This window comes from Vibrio zhanjiangensis, assembly GCF_030161235.1.
Classification (GTDB): domain Bacteria; phylum Pseudomonadota; class Gammaproteobacteria; order Enterobacterales; family Vibrionaceae; genus Vibrio; species Vibrio zhanjiangensis.
This window is the reverse complement of the sequence record NZ_BSPW01000037.1, coordinates 32,757-52,499: the sequence shown is the minus strand read 5'-3', so window position 1 is coordinate 52,499 and position 19,743 is coordinate 32,757. Positions and strand designations below refer to the sequence as shown.

General features: G+C 42.5%; 14 protein-coding genes. 8 read left to right on the top strand and 6 right to left on the bottom strand.

Going from position 1 to position 19,743, the window contains the following annotated elements:
* Positions 1-22: 22 nt before the first annotated feature.
* Positions 23-793: an ABC transporter ATP-binding protein gene (locus tag QQK21_RS10530; protein WP_284192151.1), complete on the bottom strand. Its 771-nt coding sequence runs from the start codon at positions 791-793 to the stop codon at positions 23-25.
* 600 nt (positions 794-1,393) lie between these two features.
* Here QQK21_RS10530 and QQK21_RS10525 point away from each other — a divergent pair.
* The 3 genes from QQK21_RS10525 (at position 1,394) to QQK21_RS10515 (ending at position 6,689) form a co-directional block, all read left to right on the top strand.
* Positions 1,394-2,941 carry a DUF3360 family protein gene (locus QQK21_RS10525; RefSeq protein ID WP_284192150.1) on the top strand — a complete coding sequence of 516 codons (1,548 nt, stop codon included), beginning with the start codon at positions 1,394-1,396 and terminating at the stop codon, positions 2,939-2,941.
* Positions 2,942-3,227: 286 nt separating this feature from the next.
* Complete coding sequence (gene pflB / locus QQK21_RS10520) at positions 3,228-5,504, top strand: formate C-acetyltransferase (RefSeq protein ID WP_284192149.1); 2,277 nt, start codon at positions 3,228-3,230, stop codon at positions 5,502-5,504.
* A 177-nt stretch (positions 5,505-5,681) separates the two neighbouring features.
* Positions 5,682-6,689 carry a lipid A deacylase LpxR family protein gene (locus QQK21_RS10515; RefSeq protein WP_284192148.1) on the top strand — a complete coding sequence of 336 codons (1,008 nt, stop codon included), beginning with the start codon at positions 5,682-5,684 and terminating at the stop codon, positions 6,687-6,689.
* Here QQK21_RS10515 and QQK21_RS10510 read toward each other — a convergent pair.
* Complete coding sequence (locus tag QQK21_RS10510) at positions 6,686-8,566, bottom strand: methyl-accepting chemotaxis protein (protein WP_284192147.1); 1,881 nt, start codon at positions 8,564-8,566, stop codon at positions 6,686-6,688. The two genes, QQK21_RS10515 and QQK21_RS10510, sit on opposite strands and share 4 nt — an antisense overlap.
* A 227-nt stretch (positions 8,567-8,793) precedes the next feature.
* Between QQK21_RS10510 and pflA the strand changes: the two genes are divergently transcribed.
* The 5 genes from pflA (at position 8,794) to QQK21_RS10485 (ending at position 15,451) form a co-directional block, all read left to right on the top strand.
* Positions 8,794-9,534 carry a pyruvate formate lyase 1-activating protein gene (gene pflA, locus QQK21_RS10505; RefSeq protein WP_284192146.1) on the top strand — a complete coding sequence of 247 codons (741 nt, stop codon included), beginning with the start codon at positions 8,794-8,796 and terminating at the stop codon, positions 9,532-9,534.
* Between the two features lie 227 nt (positions 9,535-9,761).
* Positions 9,762-10,259, top strand: a complete 498-nt coding sequence (locus QQK21_RS10500) for a YfbU family protein (protein WP_284192145.1) — start codon at positions 9,762-9,764, stop codon at positions 10,257-10,259.
* A gap of 308 nt (positions 10,260-10,567) precedes the next feature.
* On the top strand, positions 10,568-12,502 hold the full coding sequence (locus QQK21_RS10495; protein ID WP_284192144.1) for a PrkA family serine protein kinase: 1,935 nt from the start codon (positions 10,568-10,570) through the stop codon (positions 12,500-12,502).
* A gap of 131 nt (positions 12,503-12,633) precedes the next feature.
* Positions 12,634-13,902: a YeaH/YhbH family protein gene (locus tag QQK21_RS10490; RefSeq protein ID WP_284192143.1), complete on the top strand. Its 1,269-nt coding sequence runs from the start codon at positions 12,634-12,636 to the stop codon at positions 13,900-13,902.
* 10 nt (positions 13,903-13,912) lie between these two features.
* The gene (locus QQK21_RS10485) at positions 13,913-15,451 is read left to right on the top strand and encodes a SpoVR family protein (RefSeq protein WP_284192142.1); all 1,539 of its coding nucleotides are present in this window, start codon (positions 13,913-13,915) and stop codon (positions 15,449-15,451) included.
* Positions 15,452-15,632: 181 nt separating this feature from the next.
* Here QQK21_RS10485 and QQK21_RS10480 read toward each other — a convergent pair whose 3' ends face one another.
* The 4 genes from QQK21_RS10480 to lpxK form a co-directional block, all read right to left on the bottom strand.
* The gene (locus tag QQK21_RS10480; RefSeq protein ID WP_284192141.1) at positions 15,633-17,591 is read right to left on the bottom strand and encodes a PAS domain-containing sensor histidine kinase; all 1,959 of its coding nucleotides are present in this window, start codon (positions 17,589-17,591) and stop codon (positions 15,633-15,635) included.
* A 232-nt stretch (positions 17,592-17,823) separates the two neighbouring features.
* Positions 17,824-18,576, bottom strand: coding sequence for a 3-deoxy-manno-octulosonate cytidylyltransferase (gene kdsB, locus QQK21_RS10475; protein WP_284192140.1), 753 nt, complete (start codon positions 18,574-18,576; stop codon positions 17,824-17,826).
* Positions 18,576-18,755, bottom strand: coding sequence for a Trm112 family protein (locus QQK21_RS10470; RefSeq protein WP_284192139.1), 180 nt, complete (start codon positions 18,753-18,755; stop codon positions 18,576-18,578). The genes kdsB and QQK21_RS10470 overlap by 1 nt, the downstream gene beginning before the upstream one ends.
* Complete coding sequence (gene lpxK / locus QQK21_RS10465) at positions 18,736-19,743, bottom strand: tetraacyldisaccharide 4'-kinase (protein WP_284192138.1); 1,008 nt, start codon at positions 19,741-19,743, stop codon at positions 18,736-18,738. The genes QQK21_RS10470 and lpxK overlap by 20 nt, the downstream gene beginning before the upstream one ends.

Here is a 19,743-nt window from a genome sequence, read left to right as displayed (position 1 = left end):
TGCAGTCAAACTGACTGCAGACTCAATAGATAGATGAGATAAATTGTTGTAAACGTTCAGAATCTGGATTAGTGAAGAGCTTAGCAGGGTTACCCTGCTCTTCCACAAGACCTTGATGTAAGAACATGACGTGGTTAGAAACATCGCGTGCAAATGCCATTTCGTGTGTTACAACCAGCATAGTCCTGCCTTCTTCAGCAAGATCTCGCATCACTCCCAACACTTCACCAACTAATTCTGGGTCAAGAGCTGAAGTCGGTTCATCAAACAACATGACTTCAGGATCGACAGCCAACGCTCTGGCTATTGCGGCTCGTTGTTGTTGGCCACCAGAAAGATGGCCCGGATAATAGTCTTTACGCTCATAGAGGCCAACTTTCTTCAAAAGGCACTCTGCATTTTCAATAGCCTGCGCTTTGGGCACACCAAGAACGTGAACCGGTGCTTCGATGACATTTTCAATCACCGTCATATGGGACCAGAGGTTGAAGCCTTGAAAAACCATTGCCAACCTCGAACGAATGCGCTGAACTTGCTTTTCGCTTGCTGGAACAGCTTCTCCTTGGCGGTTCGTTTTCATTTGGATCAACTCTCCATTGACCCATATTTGACCTTCTGTCGGTGTTTCCAAAAGGTTGATACATCGAAGAAAAGTACTTTTTCCTGACCCAGATGATCCAATAATGGAGATCACATCTCCTTTGTGAGCTTGAAGAGAAATACCTTTAAGCACTTCATTGTGGCCAAATGTCTTATGAAGCTCTCTTATATCTAGCGCTGCGGTATCATTCATGCGCTCATTTTTCCCTGTCTAATTGCCATTTATCCAAACGAAGAAGTTTGGAACTGAAAGGCCAAAATAACGCCTTATCTGGCTACAAACTAGCATCGCCCTGCTTAACATGCAACAAATCATTAACCAGATCTGGGTGAATTTAAAATCAATATATTTAAATATAAAATCACCAACTCCCAACCATAACATGGATAAATGCATAATGGCGCACTATCAGACATGTGCGCCAAACAACTCACAATTAACATTTTTGTAAAAAACAAGAGCTGTCTCAATAATTTAATCGATAGCGATAATCATTACATGCTTGGTTATTTGAACCTAACCAGTCACTGTGAAATTTGCTTTCAGTTTTTCGCTTTTTGACACCGAAATACTGTGTAATGTAGTTAACTTTCATATCTATTTATAAGGTGATCTAAATCAATCCTCATCTCAATATTGCAGTTTACACTCACATAAAAGATAAAACTCTCAATACGGGAATGTCTTTCTACGCGTTGGTCAATATGTGAATCACATAACCCGCAGCACAGTGGAAAGAGTATTTATTTCGGCTCGACCACAATCACCATCTATGTAATATATGAGGAATCTATGTCAGACGCAGTCAACACATCGCATTCTGAATCAGATATCGAAGCCAAAAGCTATCGCGATCTGCACCGTCCAGCCTCTCAGTTTAAATGTCGCTCAGACTACTTAGACCATGAACTTCAAATCATGAAGCCACGTCGCTTTGGTCTCAATTTGCCACTGCGTGATTTCAGATTTGAACTCGAAGACCTTGTGCCTGCATTGGCGGGGACTTTAGGTATTATTGCCATGTATTCTGCCGTTATGATGTCTTGGGCAGAAGGACTTACCGCTGCATGGGATCACGTTAACTTAGGTAAAGAGTTTGCTATCGAAGTCTCACGAGTGGAAATGCTGATCCCAGCGTTTTTATTCTGTGTCCTAGCGTCTGGAATATTCAACCCCAAAGCAAACTTGGCGGGTAATCATGGACCTATGATTCCCTTAATTGGAACAATAGCACTTGCTGGCGCCCATCCTTTAGCCCTAGCCATTCTAATTGGCATTTTTGGTCTACTACTCAGTTTTTTCAAAGGCGGTTCTAAGTTAGTCAATCTAACATCAGAAGGAACCGCTGGTGGCTTACTTATTTTTCTCGGTTTAACAGGAACAATGAGTCAAATTAACGCCATTCAAGATTGGGCAGTAGGCTTGCAATCAGATTCTGTTACGGCTGGTAGTATGGGCTATGTTGGCTTGATTGTACTGGGTGTCACCATTGCCTTGTATGCGTTGTTAGCGAAACTAAACAAACGTTGGCTTGCAATACCAGTGTGTGCCTTTACGGGTTTAGCGATCGCATTAGTATTAGGCGCTGGATTTGATATTCAATTTGTTACCCAAACAGGCTTACCTAACTTAAACCCTGTCTATTGGTGGGGCAGTACTGAGGAAGGCTGGATGCTGGGTCTACCCAACGCACAACACTTTATTGCTTCATTACCCTTTGCGATCTTAGCTGTCGCTATGTGGTCACCCGACTTCCTAGGTCACAGGATATTCCAAGAGTTAAATTATCCAAAGAAAACGGAAAAAGTGCTTATGGATGTCGATGATACTATGACCATGTGCTCTATCCGTCAGATGGTGGGTACTGCCATAGGTGGCGGCAATATTACCTCATCATGGGGAACATACATGATCCCTGCTGCGATTGCCAAACGACCAATACCCGCTGGCTCGATTCTCCTTGGCCTGCTTGTTATGTTAATCGCTGTACTCGGTTTTCCCATGGACATTGCCGTATGGCCACCAGTAATGCGAGTCGCTCTACTTGTCGGCGTATCTCTTCCTTTACTCGAAGCCGGTATGCAAATGGTCAAAGACTGCAAAGATTCACAAGCCGCTGGCATTTGTATCTTTGGCTCTGCTATTGTCAATCCAGTACTCGCTTGGGCACTGACGATGCTGTTAGATAACAATGGCTTAATAGGTGACAAAGACCGTGCAGCTCGCTTGTCCTTTGTCGATAAAATCGTCATTCCTGTCGGTGTGCTCGTTATTTGCCTAGCCGCTATGCTGGCTGTCGGTATGCTTGAAGGTCAATACGGAATTCAAGCATGGCTATGATGTGAAGCGATACAGGGGCGACACAATTGTCGCCCTAAATTTTATTCGAAAATTTTAGCTTTTATTGATTTAGTTTAAGGTTTGCAGCTTTTTTTTAAACTATTGTGTTTATCGAAGACAGATTAAAACCTTCGCTAGTAACAATATGTATGGTCAATAGTGAGTTTGAGCACCATTTCAACTATACATATTGTTATTCATAAAGAGAGTATCGTCCTTATGCAGGGACACTGACTGGCTCAACGGTCAGAAGATGCTCGTTTTAATAAAATAAGGTAGGTATGTCATGGCAGAGCAATTTGCTAAAGCTTGGGAAGGTTTTGTTCAAGGTAACTGGCAAAATGAGGTCAATGTTCGCGACTTCATCCAGAAAAACTACACACCCTATGCAGGCGATGAATCTTTTCTAGTATCTGAAGGCACCGAGGCGACGAACCAACTCTGGTCAAAGGTAATGGAAGGTATTAAGCAGGAAAACGCAACACACGCCCCTGTCGATTTTGACACATCTGTCATTTCAACCATTACGTCACACCAAGCTGGCTACATCAACAAAGAATTAGAAACCATTGTTGGTCTGCAAACCGAAGCCCCTCTAAAGCGCGCGATCATACCCAACGGTGGTATCCGTATGGTTGAAGCCTCGTGTAAAGCTTACGATCGCGAGCTCGACCCACAAGTCAAAAAAATATTCACTGAATACCGCAAAACTCACAATGCTGGCGTGTTCGATATCTATACACCCGATATCTTAAAGTGCCGTAAGTCAGGCGTTCTCACTGGACTTCCTGATGCTTATGGCCGTGGACGTATTATTGGTGATTATCGCCGTGTGGCTCTTTACGGTATCGACTATTTAATGAAAGACAAACTGGCTCAGTTTGCTTCATTACAAGAACGTTTTGAAAATGGCGAAGACTTACAAATGACGATGCAGCTTCGTGAAGAAATTGCAGAACAGCATAAAGCTCTTGGCCAAATGAAACAAATGGCCGCTTCTTATGGTTTCGATATTTCTCGCCCAGCTGAAACGGCACAAGAAGCCATCCAGTGGACATATTTTGGATATTTAGCCGCAGTTAAGTCACAAAATGGGGCTGCCATGTCTCTTGGCCGCACATCGACTTTCCTAGACATCTACATTGAACGCGATATTGCCGCTGGCGTCATCGACGAAGTTAAAGCTCAAGAGATGATCGACCACTTTGTGATGAAATTGCGTATGGTACGTTTCCTGCGCACACCAGAGTACGACGAACTCTTTTCCGGCGACCCAATCTGGGCAACAGAATCTATGGGGGGTATGGGACTTGACGGACGTACATTGGTTACCCGTACAAACTTCCGCTTCCTGAATAGCTTATACACTATGGGGCCATCTCCAGAGCCAAACATTACCGTACTTTGGTCTGAGCAATTACCTGATGGATTTAAAAAATTCTGTGCGAAGGTCTCGATTGATACGTCTTCAATTCAGTATGAAAATGATGACTTGATGCGTCCTGACTTTGATTCAGACGACTATGCCATTGCTTGCTGTGTTTCACCTATGGTGATTGGTAAACACATGCAGTTCTTTGGCGCGCGCGCCAACCTTGCAAAAACACTGTTGTATGTCATTAATGGTGGTGTCGATGAGAAGCTAAAAATTCAAGTTGGCCCAGAGATGCCAAAAGTGACCGACGAAGTTCTAAACTTCGATGATATTTGGGGCAAATTAGATCTCTTCATGGACTGGTTGGCGAAGCAATACGTAACGGCACTAAACAGCATCCACTTCATGCACGACAAATATAGCTATGAAGCTGCACTAATGGCACTGCACGACCGAGATGTGCGCCGCACTATGGCTTGTGGTATAGCAGGTTTGTCAGTCGCTGCAGATTCACTATCTGCCATTAAGCATGCAAAAGTGAAACCTATTCGTGACGAAGACGGTGTGGCTGTCGATTTTGAAATCGAAGGGGATTATCCAAAATTTGGTAACAATGATGCGCGAGTCGATGATATTGCTTGTGAATTAGTCGAAGTGTTTATGAATAAGATTCGTTCTCTCAAAACATACCGAGATGCTATCCCAACGCAGTCCATCCTCACCATTACATCAAACGTTGTCTATGGTAAAAAGACAGGTAATACACCGGATGGACGTCGCGCAGGTGCTCCATTTGCTCCGGGTGCTAACCCTATGCATGGTCGAGACGAAAAGGGCGCAGTGGCTTCATTGACATCGGTGGGTAAACTTCCGTTTGCTCATGCAAAAGATGGTATTTCGTATACTTTCTCCATTGTGCCAAACGCTTTGGGTAAAGAGGAAGATTCTCAACGAGCAAACCTTGCCGGACTTATGGATGGTTACTTCCACCATGAAGCAGGTATCGAGGGTGGTCAGCATCTGAATGTCAACGTACTAAATAGAGATACACTTGAAGACGCAGTAAAACATCCGGAGAAATATCCGCAACTGACTATCCGTGTATCTGGATACGCAGTTCGATTTAACTCTTTAACGGCAGAACAGCAACAAGACGTCATTGCTCGTACATTTACCGAGTCTTTGTAATCCTTCCTAACCTTACAATTAAAGCCCCGATTTTTCGGGGCTTTTTGCTAATCGCCATCAACTCAATGAAAAATGAGCGATGCGGTGCACAAATGTTCCCACTCATGTGCAAATTGGCATCGCATAATTCAATCTATCCTGTACTATCTAAATCCTGATCGAGTTGTGAGCAAACCAATGAAATTAAAATGTATTATTACTCTTCCTTTGCTGTTTAGTTCAGCTCTCGCCCTGGCTTCTGAAAAATCCACACTGGCGTTTTCGATAGATAACGACGGTATTTTCGGTGTTGATCAAGATTACACAAATGGTCTTTTTTTGAGCTATTCGACTGGAGCCATTACACCGTATTCTTTATTCACCCCGCTTAGCCTCTCATACTGGGGTGGTGCATCACTGGATAAATTTGAATTCCTGTTAGGCCAAAAAATGTATACGCCATCGGATATTGAATTGAATACCCCACAAGTTAACGATCGGCCCTATGCTGGGTATCTACACGGTGAGTTCAATTACATCAGCTTGCACCCACAACAAGCACAAAGATTTAACTTAACCATAGGTACAACAGGCGAAGATTCATTAGCTGAGGATGCCCAAGATATCGTTCACGATATTATTGGCTCGGATGAGCCCAAAGGATGGGCTTACCAAGTTGATGACAAAATCGTTGGCAGCGTGGGATATTTGTCTCATTTTAATCTGTGGCGTGATAAAGCATTCTCTGGCACCGATTGGGAAATTTCTAATATCTCAGAAATTAATCTAGGTAACTTTCGCAGCGACATTTCTACTGGTTTGATGTTTAGATGGGGAACGGATTTAGCTGGCAATATGGGCGCTGCAAATATAGACGCCGAGAACCCATTTAGAGCGAGCATGCTTGGAGCTTCCAAAACCGGTTGGTTTGTATTTGGCGGTATTGAGGCTAGATACAGATTTAATGATATTACCATAGAAGGCGATCGTTCAGGTGTTGACGCTTACGCCATTCAAAATGGGCAAAACCCCAGCATCTATGAAGTAACATTAGACCAACAGCAAGCCACCGCTGTCGCTGGTATTGCATGGTATAACGACTATTTTGGCGCCACGGTCACTGCGTCGATTAAAACGCCAGACTATGAAGAAGCTGAAAAATCAGTCTACAGTACGGGGGGTCTCGCTCTTTATGCATTTTTCTAAATGGTAAATCTCTGGCAGTCTTTGTTTAGGCTGCCGGCCCTTTCCTCAACGACTTGGCTAACTGAACGCAACTGCTCATTATTTTCCTCTAACTCTTTCATTGCACTAGAAATTTGGGTCATACTGTCGGCCATCGACTGACTCGTCGTCACCAGTTCTTTGATGGACGAGAAAATCAGGTCTGTCTGATGGGACGCCTCATCGGCTTTCTCAGTGATCGTATGCATTGCCTGCATCGCTTCATGTCCTTTCTCTTGTCCAGTTTTCATTGACGTTTCCGATTGCCCAATATACTGGATAACCTCTGCACTCTCTTTTTTCATCGTATCAATGGTTTCAGAGATCTCAGCAACGGCATCAACGGTTCTCACGGCAAGGCTTCTTACTTCATCCGCGACAACAGCAAAACCGCGTCCCTGCTCCCCTGCTCTAGCCGCTTCGATTGCTGCATTTAAAGCAAGCAAATTAGTCTGCTCAGCGATACCATTAATGATGTCCATAACAGAATCAACTTTGGCTGAAGCATCTTCTAGCTGCTGAATATGGCCCGCAGCAGACGTTAGTATTGCCCCTACTTCTTCTAAAGAACCAATCGCCGCTGCTATGATTCGGGCACCATGCTCGGCAGACTGGGTGGAATTACGACTAATATCGGCGACCAACTCCAATGCCCCTGATACTTCCTGTGTTGTCACACTAACTTCTTCCGTTGCAGAAGCAAGAAGTTCCGTCTGACCAAGAACCTCAGATTGATGGTGTGCAAGCAAATCTAAACCCTTATTCAACTCGACAGCATTACCTGAAAGCGCCTCACTACTGGCTTGAACGCCGGAAACCAACTCCCCCAAATTCTCGCATGTTTCGTTTATGCTAGAAGCCAGTCGATTAAACTCGTCATTAGGGTTTTTGGTCAGCTGCATGCGTCTAGACAAATCACCTTCTGAGAGCTTAAATAGGATCTCTCGCGTCTTTGCCAAGGAGCGAGAAAGTGAGCGACTCTGCATGATAAAGATAGCGATAGTAAATACAGCCAAAACGATACATGCAACCAAAATAGACCATACAGTTTGCCCTGAAGAGTGCTTTGCTGAAGATTGGTATTTATCACTAATCGCACCCAGCTCACCAGTCACTGCCGCAATGAGTGTTTTAAGCTGCATCTTGGTTGAAATCAGTTGTTGCTCAACGCTACCAAGTTGTTTTGAAAGTTCGCTCACCCGTACAAACGTTGCTTTATACTGCTCTATTTCTTTCTCATACAGATCCAACATAGCGTAAACGTTTGACATACTCTCAAACGCACCCATGGCACGATTAAAAAGTTTAAGATTATTTTCATTGGGTTGCAGCAGATAATTCTGTTGCGACTTGACCATAGCTTGAAAGTCAGAATTGAGCGTCACCATACCGGTTTCAGCAATTTTTTGCTCTATAATGGTTGCAAGCTTCTTAAGCTCCCCCAATTTGCCTTCTTCAATGTTAAAACCGAGTTCCTGTCTCAACGTCAACCATGGATTGACCGCCGCTTCAAAATCACCGGTGCTTTTTTGTAGCTCATTGGCGTAACTCTCTAGACCCAGCGTACTCAAAAAAGAAAGATCTTGATTAACCGCAGTGACAATGTTGGCAATATCTTCCTTTGCTTTAGCGACTTGAGACCCTTGTAGATTGTCTAATTCACTGCTTAAGGTAAGAATCTTACTTTGAGTTTTAAAAATAGAAATAGAGCCAGATGATATATCCCCACTACGATGATACTGCTCGCTCAAATATGTCAGCCGAGAAGAAGTAAATACCGCAAGAGCGACAAATCCTATTGTCAGTACCATTAGAAACAGGGTAACTTTTTGTTTCTGTGAAAGCGCAAGTATATTCATAGAACATCCTCGTACATCGGTATGATGTAATTCAAACTTGCCTAGCCTAGTTGTATACAAATCGTTATAAGATCGCACATTGAGTGACATTTTCTTAGTATACATTTTAGCCTATGTTGCGCTTTTTTATTAACAAATAGAAACTTAGCTAGATCGCCTGAAAAACCTATATAAACCCTACTTTTTGTAATAAAATAACGAAAAAATACATTACTAGAGAAGTGCATATGTCAACGATCGGTCGTATCCATTCTTTTGAGTCTTGCGGGACAGTTGATGGACCAGGAATTCGTTTTATCGTTTTTATGCAAGGATGCTTAATGAGGTGCATGTATTGTCACAATAGAGATACTTGGGACACCCATACAGGTAAAGAGATCACTGTGACAGAAATCATTGACGAGGCCAAAAGCTACCGTCATTTCATGAATGCATCGGGTGGTGGTGTCACCTGCTCTGGCGGTGAAGCTATGCTTCAACCAGAGTTTGTTCGTGATTTTTTCCGAGCAGCCAAAGCCGAAGGTATTCACACTTGTTTAGATACAAACGGTTATATTCGAAAACACACTCAGGTTATCGATGAAGTGCTCGAAGCAACCGATCTCGTCATGCTGGATCTAAAACACATCGACGATGAAATACATCATGACTTTATCGGTGTTTCGAACAAGCGCACCTTAGATTTTGCTCGATATCTACAAAAAATTGGCCAAAAAACATGGATTCGTTATGTCATCGTTCCTGGATACACGGATAACGATAGGGACGCCCATTTACTTGGTGAGTTTATCAAAGATATGGATAACGTAGAAAAAGTTGAACTTTTGCCATACCACAAATTGGGCGCTCACAAATGGGAAGCATTAGGTCTAGATTATCCTCTGGAAGGTGTTGAGCCACCATCTAAGAAAACAATGGATAATATTGTATCAATTCTTGGACAGTATCACTCCAACGTTAAATACTGATCCTTCAATACCACCATTTCAACAACATCCCCAGTCTAATTGGACTGGAGATGTTGTCTCTTTTCTAACCGAAACTATATCGACCACAAAAGCCAGCGTCGTAGCTATTCTTCTTTATCAAGTTATCTTTACATTTTTAACAGTAAATATTGGTTGAGATCATGTTTACGTCGGCAAGTAATGGATAAGCTAACGGCAACACCATAAAGGTTTTTGAAGGAAAGATTATGGAAATGACAAGTGCTCAGCGTTTGATTTTATCAAACCAATATTACCTTATGTCACAACTGGATCCGGAGAACGAAGAAAAATATTCTCGGCTTCAGAACATAGTCGAGCGAGGCTACGAACTCCAGATGCGTGAACTGGATAAAAATTTTGGCTATCTCAGTGAATCGGAGTGTAAAAGCATTATCGACATTATGGAAATGTTTCATGCTGTTCAAGAGTCATACAAAATGTTGGATTCAGAAGTAAGGAACCACATTGATTTTCGACGACTTACCTTTCTTGGATTTGATATCAGCACTGAATCGCAATATGTCCACTATGTTCGATTTTTGGTTTTTTCTGAAGGAGCCTACCCCAGTTTCGATAAAACTCACCAGTTTAATGCGCAAATGCCTATGCTAGACAAGTATCTAAAAATGTTGAAAGTTTGGCACAATTGTCCTCGCCAGTATCATTTGTGTGATAATGAAATCAAACAGATAGTTAACGCATAAGTTCATGTAGAGCAGTCCGTGGACCGCTCTACATGTTTGCGCCTTCGGGCGAATAACCACTTCGCACTCGCCTATCTAACTTAAACGTTCCCCCTTAATAAATCTAACAATCTGTTCAACACCCGCAAACTATTTTTGCCAAGTCTCAGCTGTCGACTCACTACCAAGTAGTCAAGCATCACAATTTGCGAATAAATACATATTTTTTAAGCAAAATTCTAAAAAGCAACTAATCTTTAATATGAAAGGATTTGTTTTTTCTATGCGGGTTGATTGTCTATAAAGGCAGGTTCAGAGGGGAAGTCATTATGAGTATTTTCGACCATTACCAATCACGCTATGAGGCGGCCAAGGATGAAGAGCTGTCTCTACAAGATTTCTTAGCGCTTTGTAAAGATGATAAAAGCGCTTATGCAAATGCTGCAGAGCGCCTGCTGATGGCCATTGGAGAACCAGAGTTAATTGATACTGCACATGATCCTTGCCTGAGCAGAATTTTCTCCAACCGAGTGATATCTCGGTACGAAACATTTAAAGATTTTTACGGCATGGAAGAAGCTATCGAACAGATCGTCTCTTACCTCAAACATGCTGCGCAAGGGCTTGAAGAACGAAAGCAGATTATTTATTTGCTCGGTCCCGTAGGTGGTGGTAAATCATCATTGGCTGAAAAATTAAAAGCGTTAATGCAACAAGTCCCTATCTACGTCCTTTCTGCAAATGGAGAGCGGAGTCCTGTGAATGACCACCCTTTCTGTTTGTTTGACGTGACAGAAGATGGTGAGCTTCTCAAACGTGAATATGATATCGAAAAGCGCTACCTACGTTCAATTATGTCTCCATGGGCAGCCAAAAGGTTACACGAATTTGGTGGTGATATCACCAAATTCAAAGTAGTAAAAGTGCGCCCATCTATTTTAGATCAAGTTGCCGTTGCAAAAACAGAGCCCGGCGATGAAAACAATCAAGATATCTCATCTCTGGTTGGTAAAGTCGACATACGTAAGCTGGAACATTATTCTCAGGATGACCCAGACGCCTATAGTTACTCAGGGGCACTGTGTCGCGCTAACCAAGGTTTGATGGAGTTTGTTGAGATGTTCAAAGCTCCTATTAAGGTGCTCCATCCTCTACTTACGGCAACCCAAGAAGGCAACTACAACGGTACAGAAGGACTATCCGCACTACCGTTTGATGGTATGATACTTGCCCACTCTAATGAGTCAGAATGGCAAACATTCCGTAACAACAAAAATAACGAAGCTTTCTTAGATCGGGTCTACATCGTTAAGGTCCCATACTGTCTCCGAGTTTCTGAAGAAATCAAGATCTATCAGAAGCTGCTCGATCACTCAGAACTGTCTAAGGCACCCTGTTCGCCAAGCACTTTAGAGCTGTTAGCACAATTTAGTATTTTATCGAGACTCAAAGATCCGGAGAATTCCTCTATCTTCTCTAAAATGCGAGTCTATGATGGTGAAACACTGAAAGATACCGACCCTAAAGCGAAAAGCTATCAGGAATATAGAGACTTTGCTGGCGTAGATGAAGGCATGTCTGGTCTGTCGACTCGTTTTGCTTTTAAGATACTGTCTCGTGTTTTTAACTTCGATCAAACCGAAGTAGCGGCTAACCCTGTCCACCTGTTCTACGTTATAGAGCAACAAATAGAACGTGAGCAATTCCCACAAGAAACCGCTGAAAAATACTTAGAGTTCCTCAAAGGTTACTTAGTACCAAGATATGTTGAGTTTATTGGTAAAGAAATTCAAACCGCATACTTGGAGTCTTATTCTGAGTACGGCCAGAATATCTTTGACCGATATGTAACTTATGCCGATTTCTGGATTCAAGACCAAGAATATAGAGACCCTGAAACAGGTCAGTTGTTTGATCGATCAGCTCTCAACAATGAGCTAGAAAAAATTGAAAAAACAGCCGGCATTAGCAATCCTAAGGATTTCAGGAATGAGATTGTCAACTTCGTTCTTAGAGCACGTGCAAGCCATAGTGGTCAGAACCCTGTTTGGACCAGTTACGAAAAACTTCGTACTGTGATTGAGAAAAAGATGTTCTCAAACACAGAAGAGCTGTTACCTGTTATTTCCTTTAATGCTAAAACTTCCTCTGAAGATCAGAAGAAACACGATGACTTCGTCGCTCGTATGATGGAGAAAGGCTATACCGAGAAACAAGTCCGCTTGCTATCAGAATGGTATTTACGAGTACGTAAATCATCATAATAGCTAGGAAACTTTCCCACTCAGTGAAGAGGGAAATGCCAATGAAGTAACAGCCAGAAGTATGTTCTGGCTGTGTATTGGATGCGAGACCATGCTCTCCACAGGAGCGTGTATGAAACGAGGGATGACTCATGGCGCAATTTATTGACCGACGACTGAACGGCAAAAATAAAAGCGCGGTAAACCGCCAAAGATTTTTGCGTCGTCACAAAGAACAAATCAAAGAATCCGTTGCAGACGCAGTCAACCGCCGCTCAATTACTAATACAGAAACTGGCGAAGATGTTGCGATTCCTCACAAAGATATAAAAGAACCGATTTTTCATCAAGGCAAGGGAGGAATGAAAGAGCGCGTCCACCCTGGCAATGACCAATTCATCACAGGAGATAAGATAGAGCGACCCAAAGGCGGTGGCCAAGGAGGCTCAGGTGACGGTGATGCCAGTCCAGATGGAGAAGGTCAAGACGAATTCGTGTTTCAAATTTCCAAAGATGAATATTTGGATATTTTGTTTGAAGACCTAGAGTTACCAAACCTAGAAAAAAACCAAATTAATAAGATTACTGAATGGAAAACCCACAGAGCAGGCTATCAGACTGCGGGGGTTCCAGCAAACATTGCTATCGTAAAATCGTTGCAGCAATCTCTTGCTCGTAGAACCGCCATGACCGCCGGTAAAAAGCGCATGCTCAGGGAACTCGAAGAGGAGCTCGATAGAGTTAAGATGAGCGAACCGGCGCAATTACTTGAGGAAAAAAGACTTAAGAAGGAAATCAAAGACCTGCGCAAACGAATTGATACCGTTCCTTTTATCGACACTTTTGATCTGAGATTTAAAAACTATGAACGTCGACCTATACCGTCAAGTCAAGCCGTCATGTTTTGCTTGATGGATGTATCTGGCTCGATGGACCAAGCTACCAAAGACATCGCTAAACGCTTTTATGTGCTACTTTATCTCTTTTTAACCAGAACTTACGAAAATGTCGAAGTTGTGTTTATTCGTCATCACACTCAAGCGAAAGAAGTCGATGAACACGAATTTTTCTACTCCCAAGAAACAGGGGGAACGATCGTATCTAGTGCATTAAAACTAATGAAAGAGATAGTCGAAGAACGATTTCCACTCGGAGAATGGAACATTTATGCCGCGCAAGCATCAGATGGGGACAACTGGGCTGATGATTCACCACGATGTCGAGAGTTACTGACCAAAAATTTATTACCTAATTGCCAATATTACTCATACATTGAGATTACTCGGCGCTCACATCAAACCCTATGGCATGAATATGAGAAACTTGAGGAAACTTTCGATAACTTTGCAATGAAAAACATTCGAAGTGTTGAAGATATTTTCCCCGTATTCCGAGAGCTTTTCAGAAAGGAAACGGCTTAGGGAGGTTAGCATGGCAACAAAAACTAAAAAGTCGACGAAAAATAAAACTCTGCCAGATGGCCCAGATTGGACCTTTGACATACTCGATCAGTATCACGCAGAAATCAAGCGTGTAGCGGAGCATTACCATCTAGATACCTACCCTAACCAAATCGAGGTCATTACCTCAGAACAGATGATGGATGCATACTCAAGCATAGGTATGCCAATCAACTACAATCACTGGTCATTTGGTAAAAAGTTCATTCAAACCGAGCAGGGTTACAAACATGGGCAAATGGGGTTGGCATACGAAATAGTGATAAATTCAGACCCCTGTATTGCCTACCTCATGGAAGAAAATACCGTCACAATGCAAGCTTTAGTAATGGCGCATGCGTGTTACGGGCACAACTCCTTCTTTAAAGGTAACTACTTATTTCAAACATGGACCGACGCCAGCTCGATCATTGATTATCTACTGTTTGCCAAAAACTATATTGCCGAATGCGAGCAAAAATACGGAGTAAAAGAGGTAGAAGAGTTACTTGATTCCTGCCACGCCTTAATGAACTATGGTGTAGACCGTTATAAACGCCCAGAAAAAATTTCGATTGCTGAAGAAAAAATGCGTCAAGAGGAGCGAGAAGCTTATCTTCAATCCCAGGTCAACGATCTTTGGCGCACGGTACCTAAGGGTAAAGTCGAACGTGAAAAATCAAAGGCTCGATTCCCATCTGAACCACAAGAAAACATATTGTATTTCATAGAAAAACACGCACCACTTTTGGAATCTTGGCAACGTGAAATCGTCCGTATTGTGCGAAAAATTAGCCAATATTTTTACCCACAAAAACAAACTCAAGTGATGAACGAAGGCTGGGCAACCTTCTGGCACTATACTATTCTCAACCATTTGTATGATGAAGGCTTAGTCACTGACCGATTCATTCTCGAGTTTCTTCACAGCCACACTAGCGTCGTAGCTCAGCCTTCATACAACAGCCCGTACTTTAGTGGTATTAATCCATACGCTCTCGGTTTTGCTATGTTTCGTGATATAAAAAGGATATGTGAAGAGCCGACTGATGAAGACAGAGAGTGGTTCCCAGAACTGGTCGATACAGATTGGTTAGAAGCCGTGCATTTCGCAATGAAAAATTTCAAAGATGAAAGTTTTATCAGCCAATACTTATCACCCAAACTTATACGTGACTTCAAGCTGTTCTCCATCACAGATGATGACCGTAAAAACTACATTGAAGTAACAGCAATACATAACGATATTGGTTACAGAGACATTCGAGAGAAGTTAGCAGCGCAGTACAATTTGAGCAATTTAGAACCTAATGTTCAAGTCTTCAATGTTGACGTACGGGGCGATAGGTCACTAACTTTACAGTATGTCCCTCATGACAGAATTCCTCTTGATGACAGCTATGAAGAAGTATTAAAGCATTTGTACCGTTTGTGGGGGTTTGACGTCATTCTTGAAGAGCTAAAGGAATCAGGAAGAAGAGAGATACTCACCACCTGCCCTAAGAGAAACGAGTACGACAGTCAAATCTAGTATAAATATCCAGATTTAATTATTCGTTCCTCGTCATCTTCTCTTTGTGTCTAACCTTCATACAGAGTTCACCTACTGAAAGTGAACTCTGCTTGTTTTATTTCCTGTGGAGACATTGATACATGAAATCGTGTTTATTAGCATCGTTTGATACTTAAGTGATCTACCTAGGCATTTGCTATCAGATATGGTACTCAATTCCCGCCGCATTATCTCCTGCGTCGGGCGTCACTTTGGGCAAGGTCACTTTAAAACAAACTCCCTCACCTAGCTTAGATTCAAACTCAAGTTGCCCTTTAAGCTTTTGCTTAACCATGTTAAATACAAAGTTCAAGCCTAAACCTGAATTTCCCTGACCTCTGTTACTTGTATAAAACGGCTCAAAGATTCTTTTATGGTTTTCCTCATCAACACCACAACCGTTATCTCTATATTCGAGTATTATTGATTCGTCTAACTCATAGACATTTAGAGATATTTCCGGAACAGGTTGAGACATAAACGCATGAGCTAAACTGTTTAACACCAAATTCGAAATAATTTGCGTTACGCAATCTGGATAGCTATTCATAACAATATCTTCGTCAACATAGACTTGTACTTTTACAGAAAGCCTACCGATGTCTGAATCAAGACTTGAAAGTAGAGATCGGAGAATCTCGGCTAGATTAAAATTGGTCTTAATCTCTGTCGTTTGATCAACAGCGGTACGACGAAAATCTTTAACCAATTGAGATGCACGGTTTAAGTTACTTTGTAGCAGTTCACCTCCATTTAGCACCTTATCTATGATTTCAGACAACTTCTGACTCGTTAGCGTTTGGTCAGAAAATGCCAACTGAAGTGAATGAATCGCCTCTTGGATAATTGATGCGGATGTGACTGCAATCCCCAATGGCGTGTTGACTTCATGTGCCACACCGGCAACCAAGCCTCCCAAAGAAGCCAATTTTTCCGATTCTATGAGCTGCTCTTGTGTTGCTTTAAGCTCCGCCATATTGTTCTCTAGTGCTTTCGTTCTATCGGTAACTTTCTTCTCCAAGTTCTGATTCAATTGTTTTAATTCGATTTGTGCGATTTTAAGGGCAGATATATCAATTGCTGTCCCCCGATAGCCAACAAATTTATCCCCTTCATATTTGGCAATAGCTTGCATCATCAAGTATGAGGTGTTGTCATTGATTTCTAAGCTCACCTCACATTGGTGGAAGTCACGTTCGCTTTCTAGAGACTGACGCAAAGACTTGGATTCGATAAGTTGGGAAAAGGTTGGCAACTCACTATTTGATAACGTGTCGAGCTGCATATTTTCTTTCATCGATTCTGAGCAATAAACAATATTTCCGCTGTTATCCGTTTCCCAAAGCCAATCGGAAGCAACCTCAGAAAAGTCAGAAAGACGTTCCTTTTCATGTTTCACATTGTTATACAGTAAGGTAATGTCATCTCGAACCTTGTTAACACCTTGACTCAACAAATCGAGTTCGTCTTTATCCTTGGCGAATACCCAGCGTTTTTTCACTAATTTAAGTGGTTTTCCTGGATGACGTGGATTAAATTTCCTCAAATAATGTGTGATCTGTACTAATCGTCGATTCACGTTGTAATGGAATAAAATCAAAACAAAAAAACAAACTAACAAGGTTTTAATTCCATTCGCGATCATTATTAAGATAAATTGCTTAACAACATAACTCTGTACTTCGCCAATATCTGACTTTACAAGTACTTTGCCAATCACCTGCTCACCAAGCCCAACATCTCGATAGATAATGGGAAATTCCGAGGCTACTGCATTGCTATTTAAGTGCTTTCCCGCAGTAAAAATATCATCGCCATAATGCACTTCAATATAATCAAGCTTAGAGAGTTTAGTCAGGCTATCTAACCTTTTTTGGAGCAAAATAAAGTCGAACGCCCACAGAGAAGAAGCGATAGAATCCGTGTGAACTTCACCAATCTCATTGTGACGTTCGGTAATATGGTCAACTTGTGAACGATACTCACCGATCGTTTGCACCGATGTAATAATAAGAGTAAAAATGCCACTCAAGATAACCATAGATAAAATGATATGGCGACCAATAGTACTCGACAAAGGATTGATCATCCCCCGCTCTAGCGTTCTCTTTAAAGTCATGAGATATACTCGTACGTAAGCTACTAAGAGTATAGCAAGAAAGGTCATTTTCAATATGTTGAATAATAGTAGGGGACATCACTTAAAGTGACGTGTTTGGCTTGAAAATAGCGGCTGGTGTATGCTCAGGAGGATCGCCAATACCCAGCATCAACCAACACCGAAGTTTAGCAACAACGGCGCAAGAAGATTATTATGGCCTCATCAAATACGATGAGGCCTGTGGCTCAGGCTAAATACCACTCACTATACGACGCACTACCTCTAGGTCTTCTGGTGTGTCAACACCTGCTGGCGGTACCTGCTCTGCTACCTCTACGTGGATTTTTTCACCGTACCAAAGCACACGAAGCTGCTCCAAACTTTCAATCTTTTCAAGAACGGTTGGAGTCCAGTTAATGTAGGTGTTAATAAAGCCCGCTCGATAAGCATAGATACCGATATGTCTCATCAATGGCTGAATCACAACCTTCTGATCGTTTGAAAAATTGTCACGATCCCAAGGGATTGTTGCCCGACTAAAATACATCGCATAACCATGCATGTCCGTCACGACTTTAACCGCATTGGTGTTAAAAGCCTCATCTTGCTCAGAAATTTCAACGGCCAACGTTGCCATGGGCGCCTGACTGCGGATCAAATTGTTGGCTACTTGAGCAATCGTAACCGGCGGAATCAAAGGCTCATCACCTTGAACATTGACGATCACTTGTTCATCAGCAATGCCCATTATCTGAATCACTTCAGCCAAACGCTCCGTCCCCGATTGGTGATCTGGCGATGTCATACACACCTGACCACCAAATGCTTTCACCGCTACTTCTACACGTTTATCATCCGTCGCAACAATAACGGTTTCAGCTCCAGATTGCGTGGCCTGCTCATAAACCCACTGAATCATAGGCTTTCCAGCGATGTCAGCAAGCGGCTTACCAGGTAACCGCGTTGAATCGTATCTGGCAGGAATGATAACTGTAAAAGACATTACCTTCCCTCTTCCATACTCATTCGACGAGCTTCGGGCTCCAATAAGACAGGAATACCTTCTTTAATCGGGTAAGCCAAGCGATCTAATTTACAGATCAGTTCTTGTTTATCCTTATCGAATGTCAGTTTTCCTTTGCAAACTGGACACGCAACTATCTCAAGCAAGCGATGATCCATACTGTTCCTTAACCTCTTTGATTTTACTTAAAATACGTACTTCATCATGACGGCTAAAGGTCGCCGTTACAGGAAGGTACCACCAATTATCTTGTGCATAATGTCTGCACTTGACTGCATCTTTCTCTGTCATAATGAGATGCTGTCCTTGGCTCGCCAAACGAGTTAACTCATTGGGTTCAAAGTCTTGATGATCGGAAAAGCCTTTAGTCAAAACGGGCTGAGCGCCTAGGCTTTCAAGCGTACCGAAAAAACGCGGTGGATGCCCTATCCCCGCAATGGCCACCAGTGATTCTAACTGACTGACTGGGGCCTTCAGATTATTGTTTAAATTAACCGCAAGGCTCGGAGTCAAATTCATTGCTATTTCTCCGACATGAGCTTGACCACCATTAGTCACAATAAAGTCAACCTCTGATAAACGTGCTGTTGACTCTCGCAGTGGTCCAAGAGGCATCAAATGTTCATTACCAAAACGCCGCTCACCATCAACAACCACTATTTCAATATCCCTCTCTAGTGCGTAATGCTGCAATCCATCATCAGCTACCACAATATCAATGCCTAGGTCTAAAAGCGCTTTTACCGCATCACTGCGCTTGGGCGAGACAGCAACAGGAGCCCCTGTACGTTGAAAAATAAGCTTGGGTTCATCGCCACAATGCTTGGTGGATGTATGCTCTCCAACAACTAAAGGGTAGCGCTCTGCTTTTGCACCATAACCCCGCGACACCACCCCTGGCTTATACCCTTGAGCCTGTAACTGTTCAAGCAACCAAATCACAATGGGTGTTTTGCCATTGCCTCCAGCGGTGATGTTACCCACAACAATAACAGGCACAGGGGCTCGATATCTATCTCGTTTACCAGATAAGAAGTCTTTACGTCGCTTACGGCTAATCACGCCAAACAGAATGCTTAGCGGCCAAAGTAGCGGCCATAAAACATAAAATAAAGGCGATTTACCAAACCAAATGTTTCCAATCAT

Excerpts from the sequence above, each read along its gene's own strand:
- QQK21_RS10525 (WP_284192150.1), top strand. The coding sequence starts at position 1,394 with ATGTCAGACGCAGTCAACACATCGCATTCTGAATCAGATATCGAAGCC.
- lpxK (WP_284192138.1), bottom strand. The coding sequence starts at position 19,743 with ATGATTGGAAACATTTGGTTTGGTAAATCGCCTTTATTTTATGTTTTA.
- QQK21_RS10495 (WP_284192144.1), top strand. The coding sequence starts at position 10,568 with ATGAGTATTTTCGACCATTACCAATCACGCTATGAGGCGGCCAAGGAT.
- pflB (WP_284192149.1), top strand. The coding sequence starts at position 3,228 with ATGGCAGAGCAATTTGCTAAAGCTTGGGAAGGTTTTGTTCAAGGTAAC.
- QQK21_RS10470 (WP_284192139.1), bottom strand. The coding sequence starts at position 18,755 with ATGGATCATCGCTTGCTTGAGATAGTTGCGTGTCCAGTTTGCAAAGGA.
- pflA (WP_284192146.1), top strand. The coding sequence starts at position 8,794 with ATGTCAACGATCGGTCGTATCCATTCTTTTGAGTCTTGCGGGACAGTT.
- QQK21_RS10485 (WP_284192142.1), top strand. The coding sequence starts at position 13,913 with ATGGCAACAAAAACTAAAAAGTCGACGAAAAATAAAACTCTGCCAGAT.
- kdsB (WP_284192140.1), bottom strand. The coding sequence starts at position 18,576 with ATGTCTTTTACAGTTATCATTCCTGCCAGATACGATTCAACGCGGTTA.
- QQK21_RS10500 (WP_284192145.1), top strand. The coding sequence starts at position 9,762 with ATGGAAATGACAAGTGCTCAGCGTTTGATTTTATCAAACCAATATTAC.
- QQK21_RS10530 (WP_284192151.1), bottom strand. The coding sequence starts at position 793 with ATGAATGATACCGCAGCGCTAGATATAAGAGAGCTTCATAAGACATTT.
- QQK21_RS10510 (WP_284192147.1), bottom strand. The coding sequence starts at position 8,566 with ATGAATATACTTGCGCTTTCACAGAAACAAAAAGTTACCCTGTTTCTA.
- QQK21_RS10490 (WP_284192143.1), top strand. The coding sequence starts at position 12,634 with ATGGCGCAATTTATTGACCGACGACTGAACGGCAAAAATAAAAGCGCG.
- QQK21_RS10515 (WP_284192148.1), top strand. The coding sequence starts at position 5,682 with ATGAAATTAAAATGTATTATTACTCTTCCTTTGCTGTTTAGTTCAGCT.
- QQK21_RS10480 (WP_284192141.1), bottom strand. The coding sequence starts at position 17,591 with ATGACTTTAAAGAGAACGCTAGAGCGGGGGATGATCAATCCTTTGTCG.